The organism is Spirillospora sp. NPDC048819, assembly GCF_040650055.1.
GTDB lineage: Bacteria > Actinomycetota > Actinomycetes > Streptosporangiales > Streptosporangiaceae > Spirillospora.
Window position 1 is genome coordinate 18,691 of sequence record NZ_JBEZGN010000017.1, and the last position, 19,608, is coordinate 38,298.

18 protein-coding genes are annotated in these 19,608 nt (G+C 71.5%); 9 read left to right on the plus strand and 9 right to left on the minus strand.

The window, feature by feature from the left end; genetic code table 11:
* Positions 1-158: 158 nt before the first annotated feature.
* The gene (locus AB0C35_RS22555) at positions 159-863 is read right to left on the minus strand and encodes a TetR/AcrR family transcriptional regulator (protein WP_358458879.1); all 705 of its coding nucleotides are present in this window, start codon (positions 861-863) and stop codon (positions 159-161) included.
* A 112-nt stretch (positions 864-975) separates the two neighbouring features.
* Here AB0C35_RS22555 and AB0C35_RS22560 point away from each other — a divergent pair, with 112 nt between their 5' ends.
* From AB0C35_RS22560 to AB0C35_RS22570, 3 genes are all read left to right on the plus strand, one after another.
* Positions 976-1,464 carry an SRPBCC family protein gene (locus AB0C35_RS22560; RefSeq protein WP_358458881.1) on the plus strand — a complete coding sequence of 163 codons (489 nt, stop codon included), beginning with the start codon at positions 976-978 and terminating at the stop codon, positions 1,462-1,464.
* A gap of 100 nt (positions 1,465-1,564) precedes the next feature.
* Positions 1,565-2,506 carry an NAD-dependent epimerase/dehydratase family protein gene (locus AB0C35_RS22565; RefSeq protein ID WP_358458883.1) on the plus strand — a complete coding sequence of 314 codons (942 nt, stop codon included), beginning with the start codon at positions 1,565-1,567 and terminating at the stop codon, positions 2,504-2,506.
* A gap of 38 nt (positions 2,507-2,544) precedes the next feature.
* On the plus strand, positions 2,545-7,080 hold the full coding sequence (locus AB0C35_RS22570; RefSeq protein ID WP_358458885.1) for an FtsK/SpoIIIE domain-containing protein: 4,536 nt from the start codon (positions 2,545-2,547) through the stop codon (positions 7,078-7,080).
* Here AB0C35_RS22570 and AB0C35_RS22575 read toward each other — a convergent pair whose 3' ends face one another.
* Together AB0C35_RS22575 and AB0C35_RS22580 are read right to left on the minus strand one after the other, a co-directional pair.
* A complete protein-coding gene (locus tag AB0C35_RS22575; RefSeq protein WP_358458887.1) occupies positions 7,081-7,638 on the minus strand; it encodes a hypothetical protein in 558 nt (185 codons plus the stop codon).
* 20 nt (positions 7,639-7,658) lie between these two features.
* Complete coding sequence (locus AB0C35_RS22580) at positions 7,659-7,877, minus strand: hypothetical protein (RefSeq protein WP_358458889.1); 219 nt, start codon at positions 7,875-7,877, stop codon at positions 7,659-7,661.
* Positions 7,878-7,896: 19 nt separating this feature from the next.
* Here AB0C35_RS22580 and AB0C35_RS22585 point away from each other — a divergent pair, with 19 nt between their 5' ends.
* Positions 7,897-8,154 carry a hypothetical protein gene (locus AB0C35_RS22585; protein ID WP_358458891.1) on the plus strand — a complete coding sequence of 86 codons (258 nt, stop codon included), beginning with the start codon at positions 7,897-7,899 and terminating at the stop codon, positions 8,152-8,154.
* Here AB0C35_RS22585 and AB0C35_RS22590 read toward each other — a convergent pair.
* The 4 genes from AB0C35_RS22590 to AB0C35_RS22605 all read right to left on the minus strand — a co-directional run bounded on the left by AB0C35_RS22590 (position 8,151) and on the right by AB0C35_RS22605 (position 11,158).
* Positions 8,151-9,347: a transposase gene (locus AB0C35_RS22590; RefSeq protein WP_358458893.1), complete on the minus strand. Its 1,197-nt coding sequence runs from the start codon at positions 9,345-9,347 to the stop codon at positions 8,151-8,153. The two genes, AB0C35_RS22585 and AB0C35_RS22590, sit on opposite strands and share 4 nt — an antisense overlap.
* On the minus strand, positions 9,340-9,771 hold the full coding sequence (gene tnpA, locus AB0C35_RS22595) for an IS200/IS605 family transposase (protein WP_358459160.1): 432 nt from the start codon (positions 9,769-9,771) through the stop codon (positions 9,340-9,342). Before tnpA ends, AB0C35_RS22590 begins: the two co-directional genes overlap by 8 nt.
* A gap of 194 nt (positions 9,772-9,965) precedes the next feature.
* Complete coding sequence (locus AB0C35_RS22600) at positions 9,966-10,235, minus strand: WXG100 family type VII secretion target (protein WP_176404684.1); 270 nt, start codon at positions 10,233-10,235, stop codon at positions 9,966-9,968.
* Between the two features lie 296 nt (positions 10,236-10,531).
* On the minus strand, positions 10,532-11,158 hold the full coding sequence (locus AB0C35_RS22605) for a hypothetical protein (RefSeq protein ID WP_358458895.1): 627 nt from the start codon (positions 11,156-11,158) through the stop codon (positions 10,532-10,534).
* A gap of 145 nt (positions 11,159-11,303) precedes the next feature.
* Here AB0C35_RS22605 and AB0C35_RS22610 point away from each other — a divergent pair, with 145 nt between their 5' ends.
* Together AB0C35_RS22610 and AB0C35_RS22615 are read left to right on the plus strand one after the other, a co-directional pair.
* Positions 11,304-13,067, plus strand: a complete 1,764-nt coding sequence (locus AB0C35_RS22610; RefSeq protein ID WP_358458897.1) for a biotin carboxylase N-terminal domain-containing protein — start codon at positions 11,304-11,306, stop codon at positions 13,065-13,067.
* A 156-nt stretch (positions 13,068-13,223) separates the two neighbouring features.
* A complete protein-coding gene (locus tag AB0C35_RS22615) occupies positions 13,224-14,651 on the plus strand; it encodes a hypothetical protein (protein ID WP_358458899.1) in 1,428 nt (475 codons plus the stop codon).
* Between the two features lie 76 nt (positions 14,652-14,727).
* On the opposite strand, the gene AB0C35_RS22620 is transcribed toward AB0C35_RS22615, so the two are convergent.
* The gene (locus AB0C35_RS22620; RefSeq protein ID WP_358458901.1) at positions 14,728-15,327 is read right to left on the minus strand and encodes an SPFH domain-containing protein; all 600 of its coding nucleotides are present in this window, start codon (positions 15,325-15,327) and stop codon (positions 14,728-14,730) included.
* Positions 15,328-15,530: 203 nt separating this feature from the next.
* Between AB0C35_RS22620 and AB0C35_RS22625 the strand changes: the two genes are divergently transcribed.
* Entirely contained in the window at positions 15,531-16,610 is a 1,080-nt protein-coding gene (locus tag AB0C35_RS22625) for a sensor histidine kinase (RefSeq protein ID WP_358458902.1), read from the plus strand.
* A gap of 40 nt (positions 16,611-16,650) precedes the next feature.
* On the opposite strand, the gene AB0C35_RS22630 is transcribed toward AB0C35_RS22625, so the two are convergent.
* On the minus strand, positions 16,651-17,310 hold the full coding sequence (locus AB0C35_RS22630) for a response regulator transcription factor (protein WP_358458903.1): 660 nt from the start codon (positions 17,308-17,310) through the stop codon (positions 16,651-16,653).
* Positions 17,311-17,615: 305 nt separating this feature from the next.
* On the opposite strand from AB0C35_RS22630, the gene AB0C35_RS22635 reads away from it, so the two are divergent.
* Both AB0C35_RS22635 and AB0C35_RS22640 read left to right on the plus strand, forming a co-directional pair.
* On the plus strand, positions 17,616-18,077 hold the full coding sequence (locus AB0C35_RS22635) for a CBS domain-containing protein (protein ID WP_358458905.1): 462 nt from the start codon (positions 17,616-17,618) through the stop codon (positions 18,075-18,077).
* 220 nt (positions 18,078-18,297) lie between these two features.
* Positions 18,298-19,578: an ArsB/NhaD family transporter gene (locus AB0C35_RS22640; protein WP_358458907.1), complete on the plus strand. Its 1,281-nt coding sequence runs from the start codon at positions 18,298-18,300 to the stop codon at positions 19,576-19,578.
* The last annotated feature ends 30 nt before the right edge of the window (positions 19,579-19,608 follow it).

Genomic DNA, 19,608 nt, shown 5'->3' on the forward strand with positions numbered 1-19,608 from the left:
CGGGCATACCCCGGTGACCTGCGAATTCGTTGATCACCGGGTTCCTTACCACCAGTCACTTCTGTCACTGACCACATCCCGGGCGACTCCGGACGCGCGCCGGAGGCCCGCCGGATCGCGGTCGCGGGCGCCGGATCGCGGTCGCGCGCCCCGCCGGGTCAGGGGCGCAGGCCGATGAGACCCGCCAGCAGGGTCATGGTGTGGTCGAAGTAGCCGGCCCGGTCGTCCTCCAGCACATTGTTGAATTGCCCGAACAATTCGAAGCTGACCGTTCCATACAAACCGGCCCATGCCGTGAGGGAACGAACGATCAGGTCATCCGGGACGTCCAGGAAGACCGCGGTGCGCGCCCGGTCCAGGTCCGCGGCGATCGAGGGCGGCGGCGCCGGGGCGGCTCCGGCCGGCTCGATGGCGCCGGCCGCGTGCGCCTGGGTGACGATTTGCGCGAGGACGACCGTGTCGCGCACGGCCGCGGGGACGGTGTCCTCCGGCGCCTTGTAGCCCGGGACGGGCGACCCGTGCAGCAGGGCGTACTCGTGGGGGTGCGCCAGCGCCCACTCGCGGACGGCCCTGCAGACGGCGAGCCACCGTCCGGCGAAGTCGTCGGCGCGCGTTTCGGCGTCGGCGTTCTCCACGGCCTCGCCGACCGCGTTGTACCCGTCGATGATCAGCGCGGTGAGCAGGTCGTCGCGGCTCGGGAAGTACCGGTAGATCGCCGAGGACACCATGCCCATCTCGCGGGCGACCGCGCGCAGCGAAAGCCCCGTCGCCCCCTCGGTGGCCAGGTGCCGCCTGGCGATCTCCGTGATCTCGCGGATCAGCTCCGCCCTGACTCGTTCCCGTGCCGTACGACCCGCGCTCATGAGGCCAGGCTAGCAGAGCGTCGCACCAATTCGAGAGCACTGCTCTTGACAACGCCGCTCTCTAGAGAGAGCATTGCTCTCGTAACGGAGCACTGAACCCAGAGGAGCCCCCATGGCCGCCAGGAACCTCAAGACGCTGCACGAGGAGTACGCGCTGCGCGGCCGGATCGACGAGGGCGCGCCCGTCACCAGCTCGTCCGACATCGTCATCGACGCGCCGGCGCAGGAGGTCTGGGACGTCCTCGCCGACCTGCGCGGCTGGGAGACCTGGGCGCCCGGGTTCCGCGTCCGGGCACTGGACGCCGTGGAGCCGGGCCGGGAGTTCCGCTGGGCACAGGACGGCACCCCGCTGCGCTCCCGGTTCGCCGTGGTCGACCCCGGCAGGGAGCTCAGCTGGACGGGCAGCTCCCTCGGCCTCTACCGGGCGGTCGACCGCATGGTCCTGACCCCGGAGGGCGGACGCACCCGGGTGACCCTCCAGGAATCGCTCGCCGGGCCGCTCGTCCGCCGGGTCTTCGGGGCGCGCAAGCTGCGCGCGACCCACGAGACCCGCCTGAAGGCCCTCAAGACGCACGTCGAAACACCCGGCCGCACCCGTTGACCTGCGGCATGTCGCCCTCATGAGACCGCTGGAAGGGCGGCACACCGCAACCAGCGCAAGCACCGGACCAACCGAACGCAACGGAAGACAGGAGAACGACATGGGCAAGCACGTGATCGTTGGAGCCGGGCAGGTCGGCGCCCACCTCGCCGAGCGGCTCGCCGGGGCCGGGCACGACGTCGTCGTCGTGACGCGGTCCGGGTCGGGGCCCGAGGGCGTCCGGCGGGTCGCCGCCGACGTCGCCGACCGGACGCGGCTGACCGAGATCACCAAGGGTGCGGACGCGCTCTACAACTGCGTCAACCCGCGGTATCACCGGTGGGCGCAGGACTGGCCGCCGATGGCCGCGTCCTTCCTCGGCGCGGCCGAGGAGACCGGCGCCGTCCTGGCCACGCTGAGCAACCTGTACGTGTACGGACCGGTGGACGGGCCGATCACCGAGGACCTGCCGCTCGCGGCGACGGGAACCAAGGGCCGGGTGCGGGCGAAGATGTGGCGGGACGCGATCGCCGCGCACCGGGCGGGCCGCGTCCGGGTCACCGAGCTGCGCGGCTCCGACTACTACGGGCCCCGGAGCACCGACCAGGCGTACATCGGCGAGGTCCGGTTCGTGAAGCCGCTGCTGGCGGGCAAGCGCGTGTCGTACCTGAGCGACCCGTCCGTCCCGCACGCCTGGACGTACCTGCCGGACGTCGCGGAGGCCCTCGCCATCGCCGGGACGGACGAGCGGGCATGGGGGCGGGCGTGGCACGTCCCGACCGGCCCGGCCGTCTCCACGCTGGACGTCGCCGAGCGGCTGTGCGCCATCGCCGGCGCCCCGGCCCCGCGTGTCCGCGCGGTCCCGCGTCCCGTCTTCAACGCGCTCGGGCTCGTCTCGCCGATGATGAAGGAGCTGCGGGAGACCAGGTACCAGTTCGACAAGCCGTACATCCTGGACTCCTCGGCGTTCGAGTCCACGTTCGGCATGGCCCCGACGCCGATGGACGACGCCCTCAAGACCGTCGTCGCCGCCTACCGGGAGTCGGAGGGGACGGGTAACTAAGCTGAGCGCGGTTGTCCCGAGGACGTCGGAGGGCTCTGATGCGGATCTCGTTCACGGCGCTGACCGGCGGAGGACCGCGCGATGTCGTGCTGGACGCCGACTCCGAGGTCACGGTGGACGGGGTCGCGCAGTCCCTCGCCGCCCTGCTCGACGGCCGGGCGCCGTCGGCCGCGCCGCCGCCCGTCCCGGCGCCCCGCTACTCGAATGACGCCCTGCTCGCCAAGGACAGGCCCGCCCCCGGCGGCGGGCGGAGTCCGCGATCGAGGCGGGCCCTGTGGATGGACGGGCGGATGCTCGACCCGCAGGCCCTCGCCGTCAAGGAACTGCGGGACGGCGCCGTCGTGGCGGTCGAGCAGCGCGGCGCCGCCGCCACCGTCCTCGCCGAGCCGACCGGGCTCGTCGAGGTCCGCGTCGTCGGCGGCCCCGCGGCCGGGTCGGTGCACCGCCTCGGCCTCGGGGTCAGCACGATCGGCTCGGGCCGCGACGTGGACGTGGTGCTGGACGACCCGTCCGTGCCGGCCCGTTCGCTGCGGCTCACGGTCGGGCGCGAGTCGGTCGAGGTCGAGGCGTCCGCGCAGACGGTGCAGGGGGCCGCCGCGCTGGACGGGGCGCCGCTGGCCGCCAAGGCGATGTGGCCGGCGGGCGCGCTGCTGTCCGTGGGCTCCAGCGTGCTGGCGCTCGCGCCGAGCGCCGCCCCCGACACCCACCTGGAGCCGCTGCCGGAGGGCGGGCTGGCGTTCAACCGGCCGCCGCGGCTCAACCCGGCGCACCGTGACCGGCGGCTGGAGGTCCCGAAGCGTCCCGAACGGAATCCGCGTGAGCGGCTCCGGCTGTTCGGGGCGCTGCTGTTCTCGGCGTTCGGGCTCGTCATGGCGTTCGGGCTCGGGCAGTGGTGGTGGGCGCTGTTCGCGCTGGCCTGGCCCGTGATGACGGTCGGCGAATGGGTCGGCGACCGGCTGCACGGGCGCAAGTCGTACAAGAGGTCGCTGAAGGAGTACCACCGCAGGTCCGGCGAGTTCGACGGCGAGGTGGAGCGGCTGCGGCGCGAGGACGAGGCCGAGCGGCGCGCGTTCCACCCCGACCCGGCCGAGGTGCTGCTGACGGCGACCGGCCCGCGGCGGCGGCTGTGGGAACGCCGCCACGACGACCCCGACGTCCTGCACCTGCGCGTGGGCCTCGCCGACCTGCCCGCCGACATCGAGTTCACCGGCGACGCCCACATCGCGGTGCCGGCCGCTCGGCAGGTGCCGGTGGCGTTGCCGCTCGCGGAACTGGGCGTCATCGGGCTGACCGGTCCGCGTCCCGCGTCCCGCGCGCTGGCCCGCTGGCTGGTCGGGCAGGCCGCCGCCCTGCACAGCCCCCGCGACCTCTCCATCGTCGTCCTGTCCGCCGACCAGGGCGCCGGGGACGAGTGGAACTGGGTGCGGTGGCTGCCGCACTGCGCGCCGCGCGAGGGTGAGGACTGCGTCGCCCTCGTCGGCACCGACGCCGAGTCCGCCGCGCACCGCGTCACCGAACTGGCGATCCGGGTGACGGAACGGCGTCGTGCCGCGCAGTCGGAGTCGTCCTTCTTCGGGCAGGGCGGGAAGGCCGCCGACGCCGTCCCGTACAACGTCCTGATCGTCCTGGACGGCGCGCGCGCGTTGCGTCGCATACCCGGGATGCCGATGCTGCTGTCGCGCGGCGCCGAGTACGGGCTGTACGCCATCTGCATCGACGACGAGGAGCGCCTGCTCCCCGAAGAGTGCCAGGCCGTGGCGGCGTGGGACCCGCAGTACCCGTCGATGGTCCGGCTCCAGGGCCATGGGCTGGACGTGATCGGCCCCGTACTCGCCGACCAGGTCACGGCGACCTGGACAGACCGGGTGGCGCGCGCGCTGGCCCCCGTCCGGGACGTGTCACGCGAGGACGCCGAAGACTCCATCCCGCCCGAGGTGCGGCTCCTGGACGTCTTCGACATGCCCGACCCCACCGCCGAGCACATCCTCCAGATGTGGGCACGCACAGGAGGCCGGACCACACGCGTCCCCATCGGCGTCGGCCCGGGTGGGCACGGCCCCAGAGACCCGTACGTCATCGACCTCCGCGCGGACGGGCCTCACGGCCTCATCGCGGGAACCACGGGCGCGGGCAAGTCCGAGCTTCTGCAGACGCTCATCGCGTCCCTGGCCGTCGCGAACCGCCCCGACGAGATGACGTTCGTCCTCATCGACTACAAGGGCGGCGCCGCGTTCAAGGACTGCGCCCGCCTCCCCCACACCGTCGGCATGGTCACCGACCTCGACGGCCACGCGACGGAACGCGCCCTGGAGTCCCTCGCCGCCGAACTCCGCCGCCGCGAGGAGGTCCTCCTCGACGCGGGCGCCAAGGACATCGACGACTACAACGACCTGCGCGCCGCCGACCCGGACCTGCCCACCATGGCAAGGCTCGTCCTCGTCATCGACGAGTTCGCCGCCATGGTCACCGAACTGCCCGACTTCGTCACCGGCCTCGTCGACATCGGACGCCGCGGCCGGTCCCTCGGCGTCCACCTCATCCTCGCCACGCAGCGTCCCGCCGGGGTCGTCACCGCCGACATCCGCGCCAACACCAACCTGCGGATCGCGCTCCGCGTCACCGACCCCGACGAGTCCACCGACGTCCTCGATTCTCCCGAGGCCGCGCAGATCTCCAAGTCCACCCCCGGACGCTGCTACGTCCGCTCCGGCGTGTCAGCGCCGCAACCCGTCCAGTCCGCCCGGATCGGGGGGCGGCGCCCCGGAACCGGCACCACCGGCCACGGCCCCACCGTCCTGCCGCTCCCCTGGCAGGGCCTCGGCCACCCGCTGCCCGCGCCCCGCGACGGCGGCGACACCGCGGGCGACCCGGATCTGGCCACCGACCTCGGCGTCCTCGTCCAGGCGATCGACGAGGCGGCCCGCCGCGCCGGCGTCACACGCCTGCCGTCCCCGTGGCTGAGCCCGCTGCCCGAACAGATCACGCTGAGGCCCCGCACCGCCGCCGGCGGCTCCGTCGTCGACGTCCCCCCGATCCCGTTCGGCGTCACCGACCTGCCCGCCGTCCAGTCCCGCGAGCAACTCACCCTCGACCTCGCCTCCGGCGGCCACCTGTACCTCGCCGGGTCCGCGCAGTCGGGCCGCTCCACCGCGCTGCGCACCATCGCCGGGTCCCTCGCCGGCGCCTGCTCCCCCTACGACGCGCACCTGTACGCCGTCGACTGCGGCGCGAACGCCCTGCTGCCCCTCGTCTCCCTCCCGCACTGCGGCGCCGTCGTCACCCGCGACCAGCTCGACCGCTGCGAACGGCTCGTCACCGCGCTCGCCGCCGAGATCGCCCGCCGCCAGCAGCTCCTCGCCGAGGCCGGCTTCGCGTCCCTCGCCGAACAGCGCGCCGCCGTCGCCGCCACCGACCGCCTCCCCTGGATGGTGCTGCTCCTCGACCGCTGGGAGGGCTTCCTCGGCGCGTTCGAGCACTACGACTACGGCCGCCTCGTCGACCAGGTCATCCGGCTCCTGCGCGAGGGCGCCGCCGTCGGCCTGCGCGCCGTGTTCACCGGCGACCGCTCCGGCCTCGGCGGCCAGATCTCCACCGTCTTCGACCGCCGCCTCATCCTCCGCATGGCCGACCCGAACGACTACGGCTACGGCGGCCTCCAGGACAAGCAGGTCCCCGCCGCCATGCCGCCCGGACGCGCCCTGGAACCCACCGTCCCCGGCGCGCCCCCGCGCGAATCGCAGATCGGCCTCCTCGGGGACGACCCGTCCGGCACCGCGCAGGTCGCCGTCCTCCAGGAGATCGCCCGCACCTGCGTGTCCCGCTACGGCCGCCTGCCGCGCCGCCAGCGTCCCCTGCACGTGGACGAACTGCCCGTCCGCGTGACCTACCGCGAGGCCATGTCGCTCGACCCCGAGTTCCTCGCCCCGTCCGCCCTCTGGGCCCTCGTCGGCGTCGGCGGCGACACCCTCGCCCCCGTCGGCGTCGACCTCCTGAACGAGGGCCCCGGCTTCGCCGTCGCCGGCCCGTCCCGCTCCGGCCGCTCCACGACGCTGCGCACGATCGTCCACTCGCTCCTCGACCCCGCCGTCGGCGGCGGCCTCGTCCCCGTCGTCCTCGTCACGCCCCGGCGCTCCCCGCTGCGCCTGCTGTCGGGCCACCCGGGCGTCCTCGGCCTGCTCACCTCCGACTCCGACGCCGACGACCTCGCCGAAGCCATCGGCGACGAGCACCGCTACGCCGTCATCGTCGACGACGCCGAACTCCTCGACGAGACCGACCTGGACGACGCCCTCCGCGACGTCCTCCGCACCGCCCGCGACGGCGAGCACGCAGTCGTCATCGGCGGCACCACCGCCGACATCGGACGCGGCTACCGCGGCTTCCTCTCCGACACCCGCCGCTCCCGCTCCGGCGTCCTGCTGTCCATCGACTCCCCCGACGACGGCGACCTGTTCGGCCTCCGCCTCCCCCGCAACGCCCCGCTGGGCGGCCCCACCGGCCGCGGCCTCTTCGTCGCCACCGGCGCCACCACCCAGATCCAGGTCGCCCTCCCACCCCCGCTCAACACGGACTGATCACGGCTTCGGGGTGCACTCAAGTATTTCCCCGAACCGCTTCTGCGCGATCCGCATGAACTCGAACATGTCCTGCACCGCATCCCGCCCCCGCACCACCGGCGCGAAATCGATACTGATCCACGGCCGCTTCCCGCCGCACCTGAAAAGCGCGATCACGTAATTCGGCCTCGGATTGGCGCCCGACGTGGGACGGATGACCGCCAGCCCCTCTCCCATCTCGCGCGGAAGCGGATAAGACTGCGTCGCCGTATCCTCCTGCTGCCGGCGGACGATGTCCGCCCCATCGTTGTACGACCACCGCACCCCGAGCGGCGCTTGACGTCCCTTCGCATGCGCCAGGCACAACCCATTGTCCGTCTGCGGCCCCGCCCAGCGAACATTGAGACCGATGTTGAGCCCGGTGACCTCCTGGAACGCCTTCTCCGGGACGAAATCGCAGAGGTAAGGCGAACTTTCCACAACAGGACGCGGGGGCGCTGCCGGCGTTTGCCGGCCGTCCGGCGAATCTCCAGTACAGCCGACGGCCGAACCTCCCGTGGCCACCACCACGGCCATAAAGAGGGGCCATCTGGGAGTCATCGCTCAACACTTGGAGTAACGCTGTTGCCGTCTTTGTCTTCATAGTGCCCGGCGGCCTTCACCGCTCCATTATTGATGGCGTTCATCGCACCGTCGCTGATGGTCCGGAGCTTGGCCTCCTCGGTGGCCCAGCGCAGGAGCTCCTCCATTTCGATGGGGTCGAGTTCATCGAATGGGCGGATCTTCGGGTCCGGCCCGTCGGTGGCGAACGGCATTCCGGCAAGATCCGAGCCCTTGAAGGCTGAGCTCCTCGGCCACCAGCCTGCCGTCCTTGACCGCGAAGTGCTCGCGGGCGTCGGCGGCGAGGATCTTGGCGGCTGCGAACGCGAGGCCGGTCGACTTCTCGTCGTGGCCGGTTGCGGCGGCCTGGAGGGCCTTCCCGAGGGCGGCGCCGTGATCGGCGGCGCCCCAGATGGGGCGGCGGCGGCGGTCGTGGAGCAGGTAGTGACTCCACCCACGCGTAACGCGCGGGCTTCCCGTGTCGTCGGCTAGGCGACGGCGCGGAGGGCCAGCCCGGCCCTTGCTGCGATGTTGAGCGCTCCCACGTGGTCAGCGTGGTCGGCGTGCCCGCATCGGGTGCACTCGAACGCTTCTCGGTCGCGGTTCTGTTTCGCGGTGTGCCCGCACTGCGGGCATTCGCGGGAGGTGTTGCGGGGGTCCACGGGGATCAGTTCGCGACCGGCGCATTCTGCCTTGTGCGCGAGGACTCCCAGGAACACCCCCCAACCCGCGTCCAGGATGCTCTTGTTCAGCCCGGCCTTGGCCGATGCCCGGTTCGGCTCGAAGGTGCCGTCGTCGCCCTGCCGGGGCCGGGGACGGCGGACCATGTTCGCCACCGGCAGTTTCTCGTGCGCGATCACGTCGGCGGAGCGGACGAGGAAGTTGGCGGTCTTGTGTGCGTGGTCGAGGCGTTGGCGGCGGATCCTGGCGTGCAGACGCGCGACCTTCCGTGCCGCCCGCCGGTGCTTCTTGGTCCGCTTCCCGGCCTTCTTGCCGAAGGCGTCCAGGGCGCGTTGTGCGGCGGCGAGCTGGTCGGCCGCGTTCTTGGCGGGACGCGGGTTGGTCACGTACTCGTCGGCGCTGGTGACCAGGAAGTGCGTCACGCCCAGGTCGATGCCGACCTGGCGGCCTGTCGCGGGCAGGGACTCGGCCGGAACATCGGCACAGGACAGGATCACGTACCAGCGGCGGCCTTCCCGTTTGATGCTGATCGTCTTTACGCGGCCCTTGACGGGACGGTGCCGGTGCACGCGGACGTGCCCGATCCCTTGGAGCCGGACGCGGGTCTGCGCTTCGTGCGGGACGCTGTCCCACTTGCAGCCGTCACCGTCCTTGGGAAACTCGACGGTGTCGAATCGGGACCGGGACCGAAAGCGGGGGTAGCCGGGCTTGTCGCCGCCTGTGACGCGGCGGAAGAACGCCTCGAAGGCGCGGTTCAACCGGCGCAGGGTGGCCTGCTGGGAGGAGAACGACCATCGGGCCTGATCGGGGTCGAACGCGCGGATGCCAGACAGCTGGGCGGACTGATCCCCGTACCGGATACGGGTCTTGGAGGCGTGCGCGTAGGCGTCCCGACGTTCCTGCAACGCCGCGTTGTAGAGCGCGCAGTGGTCGGCCAGCATCGCGTGCAGCGCCCCGGCCTGCCGGTTCGTGGGGCGCAGCAGGAACTTGTACGACCTACGCACCCTTGCCCCCGGTGTCCTTCTTCCAGGGGCGTTCCCACTGGGTGTCGATGTAACGGCGCACGGTCGCCTCCGACACCGCGCCCACCGACGCGGCGAAGTACGACGACGACCACAGCGTCGGCAGCCGGGACTTCAGGTGCGGGAACTCGCTGCGCAGGACGCGGGAGGTGAAGCCCTTGAACTGGTTGGCCACATACGAGGCCGAGGCTTTCGGGTCGTGCTTGAGGAACAGGTGCACATGGTCAGGCATCACCTCCAGGGCGATGACCTCCCAGCCCTTCTCGTCGGCCTTGGCCCGGATCAGCTCCTCCAGCCGCGCCGCGACCCGGCCGACCAGCACCGGGCGGCGGTACTTCGGGCACCACACCACGTGCAGGCCCAGGTCGTACACGCCGCCGGAGAACCGGCGAACCTTCCGCGTCACGGACACGACCGATTATTATACATGTGAGGCACGTCTAACAGTGCACGATAGTGTTCACACAGGTTCAGCGGCGCTCCACGCCGTAGACAGGGAAGCGATTCCCCCCACGTCTAAAGGCGCTCGTCCTCCAGCGCGGATGATGCGGGTCCCGGCCTCGGGGGGATGGGCCGGGACCCGCGGCTCGTGGCGAGGCCTCAGCGGGTGGCGGCCTCGATGTTCTGCTGGGACTTGCGAATGTCCTGGCTGCCCTGCTCCAGGGCGACGGCCATCTTGTCGAAGGCGGTCTTGGCCTCGGCCCAGGCGCTGCGGAAGCGGTCGGCGCCCGGGCCCCACCAGGCGGCGCTGCTGCTGACGGTGCGGCCGTTGAGGTCCTTGATCAGGGCGTCGAGGTTGCGTGAGTGCTTGCTGAAGATACGGGACAGTTCCTCAAGCTCGCCGAGGTTGGCGCCGCGCTTGTCACCCATCGATCCGGCCCTTTCGTCGCTGATCGCTGGAACGTTTCAGGTCCTGCCGAAGAATGGGGGCCTTTTCCCGGTGCTGCGGGGGCGGAAACGGCTCACCACCGGCGTCAGCCTACGCCTCACCCATCACGTTGATCCAGGGCCATCACGCGGATCGTCCGCCGATACGGGTATTTTCGCGCCATCCCGGCGCGTCCGGATGTGGCCACACACGATCATCCACACCCCTTGTGACCCGCGTAATTACTGTCCGTCAAAGCATTTTCAGGGCCGGCGCTCGCGCAATTCGGCGGGACGTGTCAGCGGGCGGGAGAGACCGCGTCGTTCACCGGGTGCGCGTCCGGGTCGAGGACCCGCTCGGCGATCATGGTGATCTGCTCGCCCCGGGTCCGGAACACGAACCGGCGCCGCACCGACTGGGTGACCTTGCCGCCGCCGTACCGGACGACGGTGTGCTCGACCGCCTCCAGGGTGATGCGGTCCCCCTTCCGGACGGCGTGCCCGCCGTCGAGTCTCGTGCGGGCGCCGGTGTAGGCGGGGCCGCCCTCGACGGGGGCGCGGTTGCGGTTCTCCAGTTCGCGGACGGCCCGTTCCTGGGAGCGCGCGAGCCGCGGGGAGATCCGGACGCCGTACACCTCGCGGGGCACGGCCGTACTGTCGCGGTGGTGCTTCTGGACGAGGGCCTGCGAGCGGTGCCGCAGCAGCGTGCTCGCGGCGATCGTGAGCTGCCGGGTGACGTCGGCGTCCACGACGGGGCTCTCCCGCCGGACGGTGGACGAGGGAGCCAGCAGGCAGGCGGCCAGGGCGACCGTCAGGCCGACCCGGGGCCACGGGCGAACCATCGGCCTCTCCCGCTGATAGGAGCCGAGCAGATCCGAGCCGAAGATTACACCCGCCGGCCGGCGGCGCAGACGCGAAACGGTCACCGTGTACGAGTCCCCCTGGCCCGTGCCCGGCACGGGGCGGCAGACCCCGTGGCACGGGCGTTGCGGCGCCATAAGGAGGGGCTTACGAAAACCTGGTTCGGCGGTTATCTAGACTGCGCGTGCGAGGTTGAGGGAGGAGACCCACGTGCGCAAGGTCCTGATCGCCAACCGCGGTGAGATCGCGGTTCGTATAGCCCGTGCCTGTCGTGATGCGGGCCTGGCCAGTGTGGCGGTGTACGCCGAGCCCGATCTGGAGGCGCTGCACGTTCGGGTCGCCGACGAGGCGTTCGCCCTGGGTGGGCAGACGGCGGCCGAGAGCTACCTGAACATTGAGAAGCTTTTGAAGATCGCCGCTGAGGCCGGCGCGGACGCCGTCCATCCCGGCTACGGGTTCCTGGCGGAGAACGCCGACTTCGCGGCGGCCGTGCAGAACGCGGGGCTGACGTGGATCGGTCCGCCGCCCGACGCGATCATCGCGCTGGGCGACAAGGTGCAGGCCAGGCATATCGCCCAGAAGGTCGGCGCGCCGCTGGTCGCCGGCACCAAGGACCCGGTCTCGGGTGCGGACGAGGTCGTCGCGTTCGCCGAGGAGCACGGCCTGCCGATCGCGATCAAGGCGGCGTACGGCGGTGGCGGACGCGGCCTGAAGGTGGCGCGGACGCTGGAGGAGGTCCCCGAGCTGTACGACTCCGCCGTCCGGGAGGCGGTGGGCGCGTTCGGGCGCGGCGAGTGCTTCGTCGAGCGGTACCTGGACAAGCCGCGGCACGTCGAGACCCAGTGCCTGGCCGACAAGCACGGCAACGTCGTCGTGGTGTCCACCCGCGACTGCTCGCTGCAGCGGCGGCACCAGAAGCTCGTCGAGGAGGCCCCTGCGCCGTACCTGTCGGACGAGCAGGTCGAGCTGCTGTACACCTCGTCCAAGGCCATCCTGAAGGAGGCCGGGTACGTCGGCGCGGGGACGTGCGAGTTCCTCGTCGGCCAGGACGGGACGATCTCGTTCCTCGAAGTCAACACGCGCCTCCAGGTGGAGCACCCCGTCACCGAGGAGGTCACGGGGGTCGACCTCGTCCGGGAGATGTTCCGCGTCGCCGACGGCGAGGAGCTCGGGTACGGCGACCCGGAGCTGCGCGGCCACTCGATCGAGTTCCGGCTGAACGCCGAGGACGCCGGGCGCGGGTTCCTGCCCGCCGTCGGCACGCTGACCCGGTGGGAGCCGCCGACCGGCCCCGGCGTCCGGCTGGACACCGGGTACGGCGCCGGGCAGACCGTCCCGCAGGCGTTCGACTCCCTGATCGCGAAGCTGATCGTGACGGGGGCGACGCGCCGGCAGGCGGTCGAGCGGGCCCGCCGCGCGCTGGCCGAGTTCGTGATCGACGGGATGCCGACGGTGCTGCCGTTCCACCGCGCGGTGCTGGACGACGCGGCGTTCGTCCCCGAGGACGACGCGACGCCGTTCTCCGTCCACACCCGGTGGATCGAGACCGAGTTCGACAACCAGATCCCTCCCTACGAGACGCCCGTCGCCGGGGACGAGGACGAGGGCGGCCGGGAGCGCGTCACGGTCGAGGTCGGCGGACGGCGGATCGAGGTCGTCCTGCCCGCGGGTCTCGGCGCGTCCACGGCCCCGGGAGGCGGTGCCCAGCCCGCCAGGAAGCGCGGGGGCAAGAAGGGCGGCGGCGCGCAGGCGTCCGGTGACTCGCTGGTCAGCCCCATGCAGGGCACCATCGTCAAGATCGTCGTCGAGGACGGCGCGGCGGTGGAGGCCGGCGACACCATCGTGGTGCTGGAGGCGATGAAGATGGAGCAGCCGCTCACCGCGCACAAGTCCGGGACCCTCACCGGCCTGGTCGCCGAGGTCGGCCAGACCGTCTCCGCGGGCGCCGTCATCTGCGAGATCAAGGACAGCTGAGCCCGCCGGACGAGTCCGGCACGGCCGAGAAGGAGCCACCCCGTCCGGTTTCGGGCGGGGTGGTTTCCGGTCTGGGGGGCGGCCCCCATTGAACTCGGCCGCAAATACCTCTCGCGGAGGAAGCGATCCCGGCCTCCACGTGGGCAGACTGGGGACATGAGCACCGAGATCCGGGCCAACCAGGCGGCACGCCGGGGCGCCGTCTCGGCGATCATCGCCGCAGCGATCGCCGTTCCGGCGTTCGCCTTCACCGCCCCCGCACAGGCCGCCACGGAACAGTCCGCAACCACACGAACAGTCGCAGCACAGACAGCCGTCACGCACACGGCCATCGCCCAGACCGCCACGGCGCAGAGCCTCGCCGCGCCTCGGGCCGCGGCCGCCGACACGGTCGGGCAGATCGCCAACGCCCTGATCGACTCGCGGCTCTACGTGACGAGCGAGGCCGGGAACGTGCTGTCCCCGGCCGCCCAGAACCAGGTCAAGACCGCGCTGGCCGGTGACTCCGACGCCGACATCCGCGCCGTCGTCGTCAGCAACGACGTCACCGGGGAGCAGGTCAGGCAGCTGCTCCCGGCCGTCGCGCAGCGCGTCGGCGAGGGCGAGACGTATGTCGCGGTCACCGCCGACGGCAGCCGGATGGGAGCGATCTCCCAGAAGCTCGATCAGGCCGAGATCAACCAGCTGATCACGCGCACCAACGGCATGCCGCTGGAGGACCGGCTGACCCGGTTCGGCGAGCTCGCCGAGAACAAGGTCGACGAGAAGGCGCGGTCGAGCGCGATCGGCGGGTTCGTGACCCTCGGCGTGCTCATCATGGTGGCCGCGCTGGCGGCGAGCGCGTTCCTCGTGTCCCGGAAGCGGCAGCGCACCCGTGCGGCGCAGGAAATGGCCGACCTCAAGAGCGGCGTGGAAGAGGACGTGACGCTCCTCGGGGAGGACATCGCCCGCCTGGACCTCAACGTCATGGACAAGGACCTCGATCCCGACATCCGCGCCGACTACGAGCGCGCGATGAACTCCTACGACAGTGCGAAGACGGCGACCGAACGCGCCACCCAGCCGCAGGACATGCAGGAGGTCACGACCTCGTTGGAGGACGGCCGCTACTACATGACCGCGACGCGCGCCCGGCTCTCCGGCGACCCGATTCCCGAACGGCGTGCGCCGTGCTTCTTCAACCCGCAGCACGGGCCGTCCGTGAAGGACGTCACGTGGGCGCCGCCCGGCGGTGTCGCGCGTTCCGTCCCGGCGTGCCAGGCCGACGCCGACGCCGTCCTGCACGGGACCGACCCGGACGTCCGCATGGTGCCGTACGGCGGCGTCCGGCGCCCGTACTGGGACGCGGGCCCCGCGTACGGCCCCTACGCCGGCGGCTACTACCGCGGCTACGGCGGGATGGACCTGCTCGGCGGCATGATGATCGGCACCATGCTCGGCTCGATGATGGGCGGCGGCTTCGGCTACGGCGGCTACGGCGGCGAGGGCATGGGCGCGGAAGGCGGCGACATCGGCGGAGGCTGGGACTTCGGCGGAGGCGACTTCGGCGGGTTCGGCGGAGGCGGCGACTTCGGCGGCTTCTGAGCATCGGCGGCCTCTGAGCATCGCGGCCCGGATGCGGCGTGCCGCCCCTTGTCCAGAGGGGGCGGCACGCCGCGGGTCAGCGGAGCTCGGCGCCGACCGTGCCGCAGCGGCAGATCGGCAGGCCGGCGCGGACCGGGACCGTCGCGTCGGTGATGGAAACGAGGTCGGCGGCCACTCCCCATGGCCGGACCGCCTCGTTGACGCGCCGGACCAGATCGGCGTCGTCCCCGTCGGCCATCAGGGACGGCAGGTCCGCCAGGTCCCGGTCCGCTATCACAGCGCGCAGGGCGACCGCCGTGGTCTCCTGCGCGGCCGAGGACGGCGAGTCCGCTGCGGACGCGTACCTGACGGGGTCGTCGGCCCCCATCATCGCGAGCGCCTTGATGCGGACGGGCACGCCGTCCCTGGTGGTGGCCCTGAGCCAGATGTCGTGCGGCTGCATCCCCACGGGGACGCGCACGCCGGCGTCGGCGAGCGGGAGCAGGAACCGGAGCCCCGGCCCGCGGACACCGCGCGTCCTCCCGAACCGCCGGACGACGAGCCGTTCGGACGCCCCGACCCTCCGGAACCCGGAGGCGATGACCATGGCCACCAGGAGCCCGGCGACGATGACGAACGCCGCGCGGGCGCTCAGGAGGCCGTCCTGTGCGGCCAGGACTCCCGCCTGCTGCCCCACCTCGGCCTCCCTGGATCGTCGCCGGTATCCTCACCCTCCACCATCGGTGGTGGAACACCTCATCACCATCGGGCCGAGTGCTCATTTCGCGGGCGCACACCATGCAGACGAATCACCAGGCAGACGAATCACCCTGCAGACAAAGCACCCTGCAGACGGAACACGTCCCAGGCCGGGTGGCCGCCCTGATCGGAGAGCCGTGAATGCACAACAGGAGTGAGACCGGACCGGCGGCGGGCACCGGCGCCGGGGGCCGCGGCACCGAGCCGGGCGCCGGGCGGCCGCGGCGCCGGCCCAGGACTCCCGTGCCCGGCCTGTACTGGCGCATCCTCGGCATCAACGGGCTCATCTTCGTGATCGGCACCGCCATCCTGGCCTTCGCGCCCGTCACGGTGTCCTCGCCGGTGCTGCTGAGCGAGCTCGTCGTCCTGGCGATCGGCATCGCGCTGATGGTGGCGGCGAACGCGCTGCTGCTCCGCGCCAGCCTGGCGCCGCTGGACGGGCTCACTACGCTGATGGCGCGCCTGGATTCGCTGCGTTCCGGCGACCGGCTCGCGACGACCCCGAACCGCGACCTGTTCCGCCTGGTCGACCACTTCAACGCGATGCTCGACCGGCTGGAGGCCGACCGCAGCATCAGCACGGCCGTGGTCCTGGACGCGCAGGAGGCCGAGCGGCGCCGCATCGCCCAGGAACTCCACGACGAGATCGGGCAGAGCCTCACCGTGGTCCTGCTGGAGCTGAAATCGGTGGTGAACCGTGCGCCCGACGAGGTGGCGGAGGAGCTGCGCGGGGTTCAGGAGGTGGTCCGGTCGAGCCTGGACGAGGTGGGCCGGGTGGCCCGCCGGCTCCGTCCGGGCGTCCTGGACGATCTCGGCCTGACCAGCGCGCTCACCTCCCTCGCCGGGGACTTCTCCGCCACGGGCGGGCCGCGCGTGACACGCCGCGTCCAGACCGGCCTGGACGACCTCGGCCCCGACGTCGAGCTGGTGATCTACCGGATCGCGCAGGAGGGCCTGACCAACGTGTGGCGGCACTCCGGCGCCCGGAACGCGGAGCTGGCACTGGCACGCGACGACGACGGCCGGGTGATCCTGCGGGTCGTGGACGACGGCTCGGGGCCGCCCACCGAGTTCGGTTCCGGCATCCACGGGATGCAGGAACGCGCGATGCTCATCGGGGCGCAGCTCGACGTGGGTCCGGCCGATGGCGGCGGCACCGAGGTCAAGCTGGTCATCCCGCCGCCGGGTTCGCGGCGCGGCCAGTACCCCGCCAGAACCTGAGCCCGGCCCGGGGCGGGCGGGCCGGGGCGGGCGGCGGGGCTCAGGGCTCGACGAGGCCGACGCGGATGGCGTACTTGGTCAGCTCGAGCCGGTCGCGCATGCCGAGCTTGCCGAGGATGTTCGCGCGGTGCCGGTCGACGGTCTTGATGCTGATCGTCAGCATCTCGGCGATCTGCTTGGACGAGTAGCCCTCCGCGACCAGCTTGATGATCTCCTCCTCGCGCGGGGTGAGGAGGCTGTCGGGGCCGTCGCCGTCCCGGTCCCGGGCCAGGTACTCGCGGATCAGGGTGGTGACGGCACCGGGGTACAGGAACGGCTCGCCCCGCATTGCGGCGCGGCAGGCGTGCAGCAGGTCGCGGTCCGCGACGGACTTCAGCACGTAGCCGGACGCGCCGGCCTTGAGCGCCTCGAACAGGTACTGCTCGTTGTCGTACATGGACAGGATCAGCGTCCGCACGGAGGGGAACTGCCGGGAGATCTCCCGGACGGCCTGGAGCCCCGTCATGCGCGGCATCGCGATGTCGAGGATCGCGAGGTCGACCTCGGTGGCACCGCACGCCTCGATGGCCTCCGCGCCGTCGGCGGCCTCGGCGACGACGGTCAGGTCCGGTTCGGCGTCCAGGATCAGCCGGAGGCCGCGGCGCACCAGTGCATGATCATCGGCCAGCAGTATCCGGGTGCGGGTCTCCCGAGCGTGCACCGATCACCTCCGGTCTCGCCTCCATGGTAGGCAGGTCCCAGCTCATCCCGGACTGGGCGACCACAAATACATGGTTCCTCCCGCCCTATATGGGTGCTGGTCCCGATGCCGATGCGGTCCGCCGCCGCAAAGACTGGACAGCGTACGCAGAAAGGGGCGGACGCATGGCACAGCGATCTGGCATCGGACACGGTGCCCTGCCCAAGACGCCGCGGAGGCCGTCCTGCGACAGGACGCCCCCCGGCGTTAGGAGGAGGAACCTATCAGCCCTAGGAACCAGGCTCTCCGGAAGCCGAAAGGAAACCATGCAAGCGCGGGACATCGCCGTACAGGTGCCGACCGTGACACTCGGCGACTCGATCGCCCACGCGATCCAGGTCATGGCGCTCGGCCGCCTGCCCGGACTGATCGTCGTGGACGAGGAGCAGCGCCCCCGGGTCGTCCTGCCCGGGACGCAGGTGCTGAAGCTGGCGGTGCCCGCCGCCTATCACGAGGACCAGGCGCTGAGCCGCGCCGTGGACGAGGCGCACGCGGACGTGTTCTGGCAAGAGATAAGCGGCGACATGAGGGTAGGGGACTGTCTCGGAACACACACGGCCCGCCCGGTCAGCGTCAAACCGTCCGCCACACTGCTGGAGATCGCCACGCTGATGGCGCGGCACCGAAGCCCCCTGGTCGCGGTGGTCGACGAGGCTGGGCTGCTCGCGGGCGCGGTCATTCTGGACCGGCTCCTGTCGGCACTGGCGCTGACCAGGCCCGACGACTGAGGGACGCGCCGGGAGGGGACGCGCGCCCAAAAATCGCGCGCCCGGAAGGCGCACACCCCGACGGCACACCGTCCGGCCGCACCCGGTCCAACGGCACGGCGGGCGTCCGCACACGGTTCATCCGTAAACGGTTCATCCGCACACCGGTCACTTGCGCACCGGTCATCCGCACACCGCTTGACGGCACTTCGCTCGACGGCGCTCGGGAAGGGGACGCGCCATGAGCGCCGTAGCCGCGCTCGCCATCTTCGTCGTGGCGTTCTTCTTCATCGCGACGGAGAAGATCGACAAGGTCAAGGTCGTCCTCGTCACAGCCGGCCTGATGACGGTGCTCGGGCTCACCGCGGGCGCCGACGTGTTCTTCTCCGAGCACCAGGGGATCGACTGGAACGTCATCTTCCTGCTGCTCGGCATGATGATCGTCGTCGGCGTCATCAAGGACACCGGGCTGTTCGAGTACCTGGCGATCTGGGCGGCCAAGCGCTCGAAGGGGAGACCGTACCGGCTGCTGGTGATGCTGATGGCCATCACCGCGGTGGCCTCGCCGTTCCTGGACAACGTCACCACGATCATGCTGGTGGCGCCGGTGACGGTGGTGGTCTGCAACCGGCTGCGCATCCCGGCCCAGCCGTACCTCATCGCCGAGGTGCTGGCGTCCAACATCGGCGGCGCCGCCACCCTGATCGGGGACCCGCCGAACATCATCATCGCGAGCCGGGCGGGGTTGACGTTCAACGACTTCCTCATCCACATGACGCCGATCGTGGTGATCGTTTTCGTCACGTTCGTGGTGATGTCGCGGTGGATCTTCCGCAAGGCGTTCACCTACGACGAGCGGTACGTGGCCGAGGTGATGGCGCTGGACGAGCGCAAGGCGATCACCGACCACGGGCTGCTGGTGCGGTGCCTGGTCGTGCTGGGCCTGATCGTCGTCGGTTTCTCGCTGCACTCGGTGCTGGGCGTGGAGCCGTCGATCGTGGCCCTCGTCGGCGCGGGCGTCATGCTGCTGGTCACGAAGGTCGAGGTGTCGGACGTCCTCAGAGAGGTCGAATGGGGCGTCCTGGTGTTCTTCATGGGCCTGTTCGTGATGGTGGCGGCCCTCGGGCACACCGGCGTCATCGAGAACATCGGCACGTGGGCCGCGGACGCGATCGGCGACAACTACTTCGCCGCCGCAACCAGCCTTGTGTTCGGTTCCGCAGTGCTGGGCGCGTTCTTCGACAACATCCCCTACACGGCTACGATGGCGCCGATCGTGGAGGGGATGGCCGCCGGGGCCGACCCGCAGACCGCCGACGCGCTGTGGTGGTCGTTCGCGCTGGGCGCCGACTTCGGCGGGAACGGGACGGCCGTCGCCGCGAGCGCCAACGTCGTCGCGATCGGCATCGCCGCCAGGACCGGTCACCCGATCAGTTTCTGGCAGTTCACCCGCTACGGGGTGGGCGTCACGGTGGTGAGCACCGTGATGGCGTGGGTGTACGTGGCCCTGCGCTACTTCTAGCGGCCGGGTCGCCCGCCCAGGAGGCCGGGC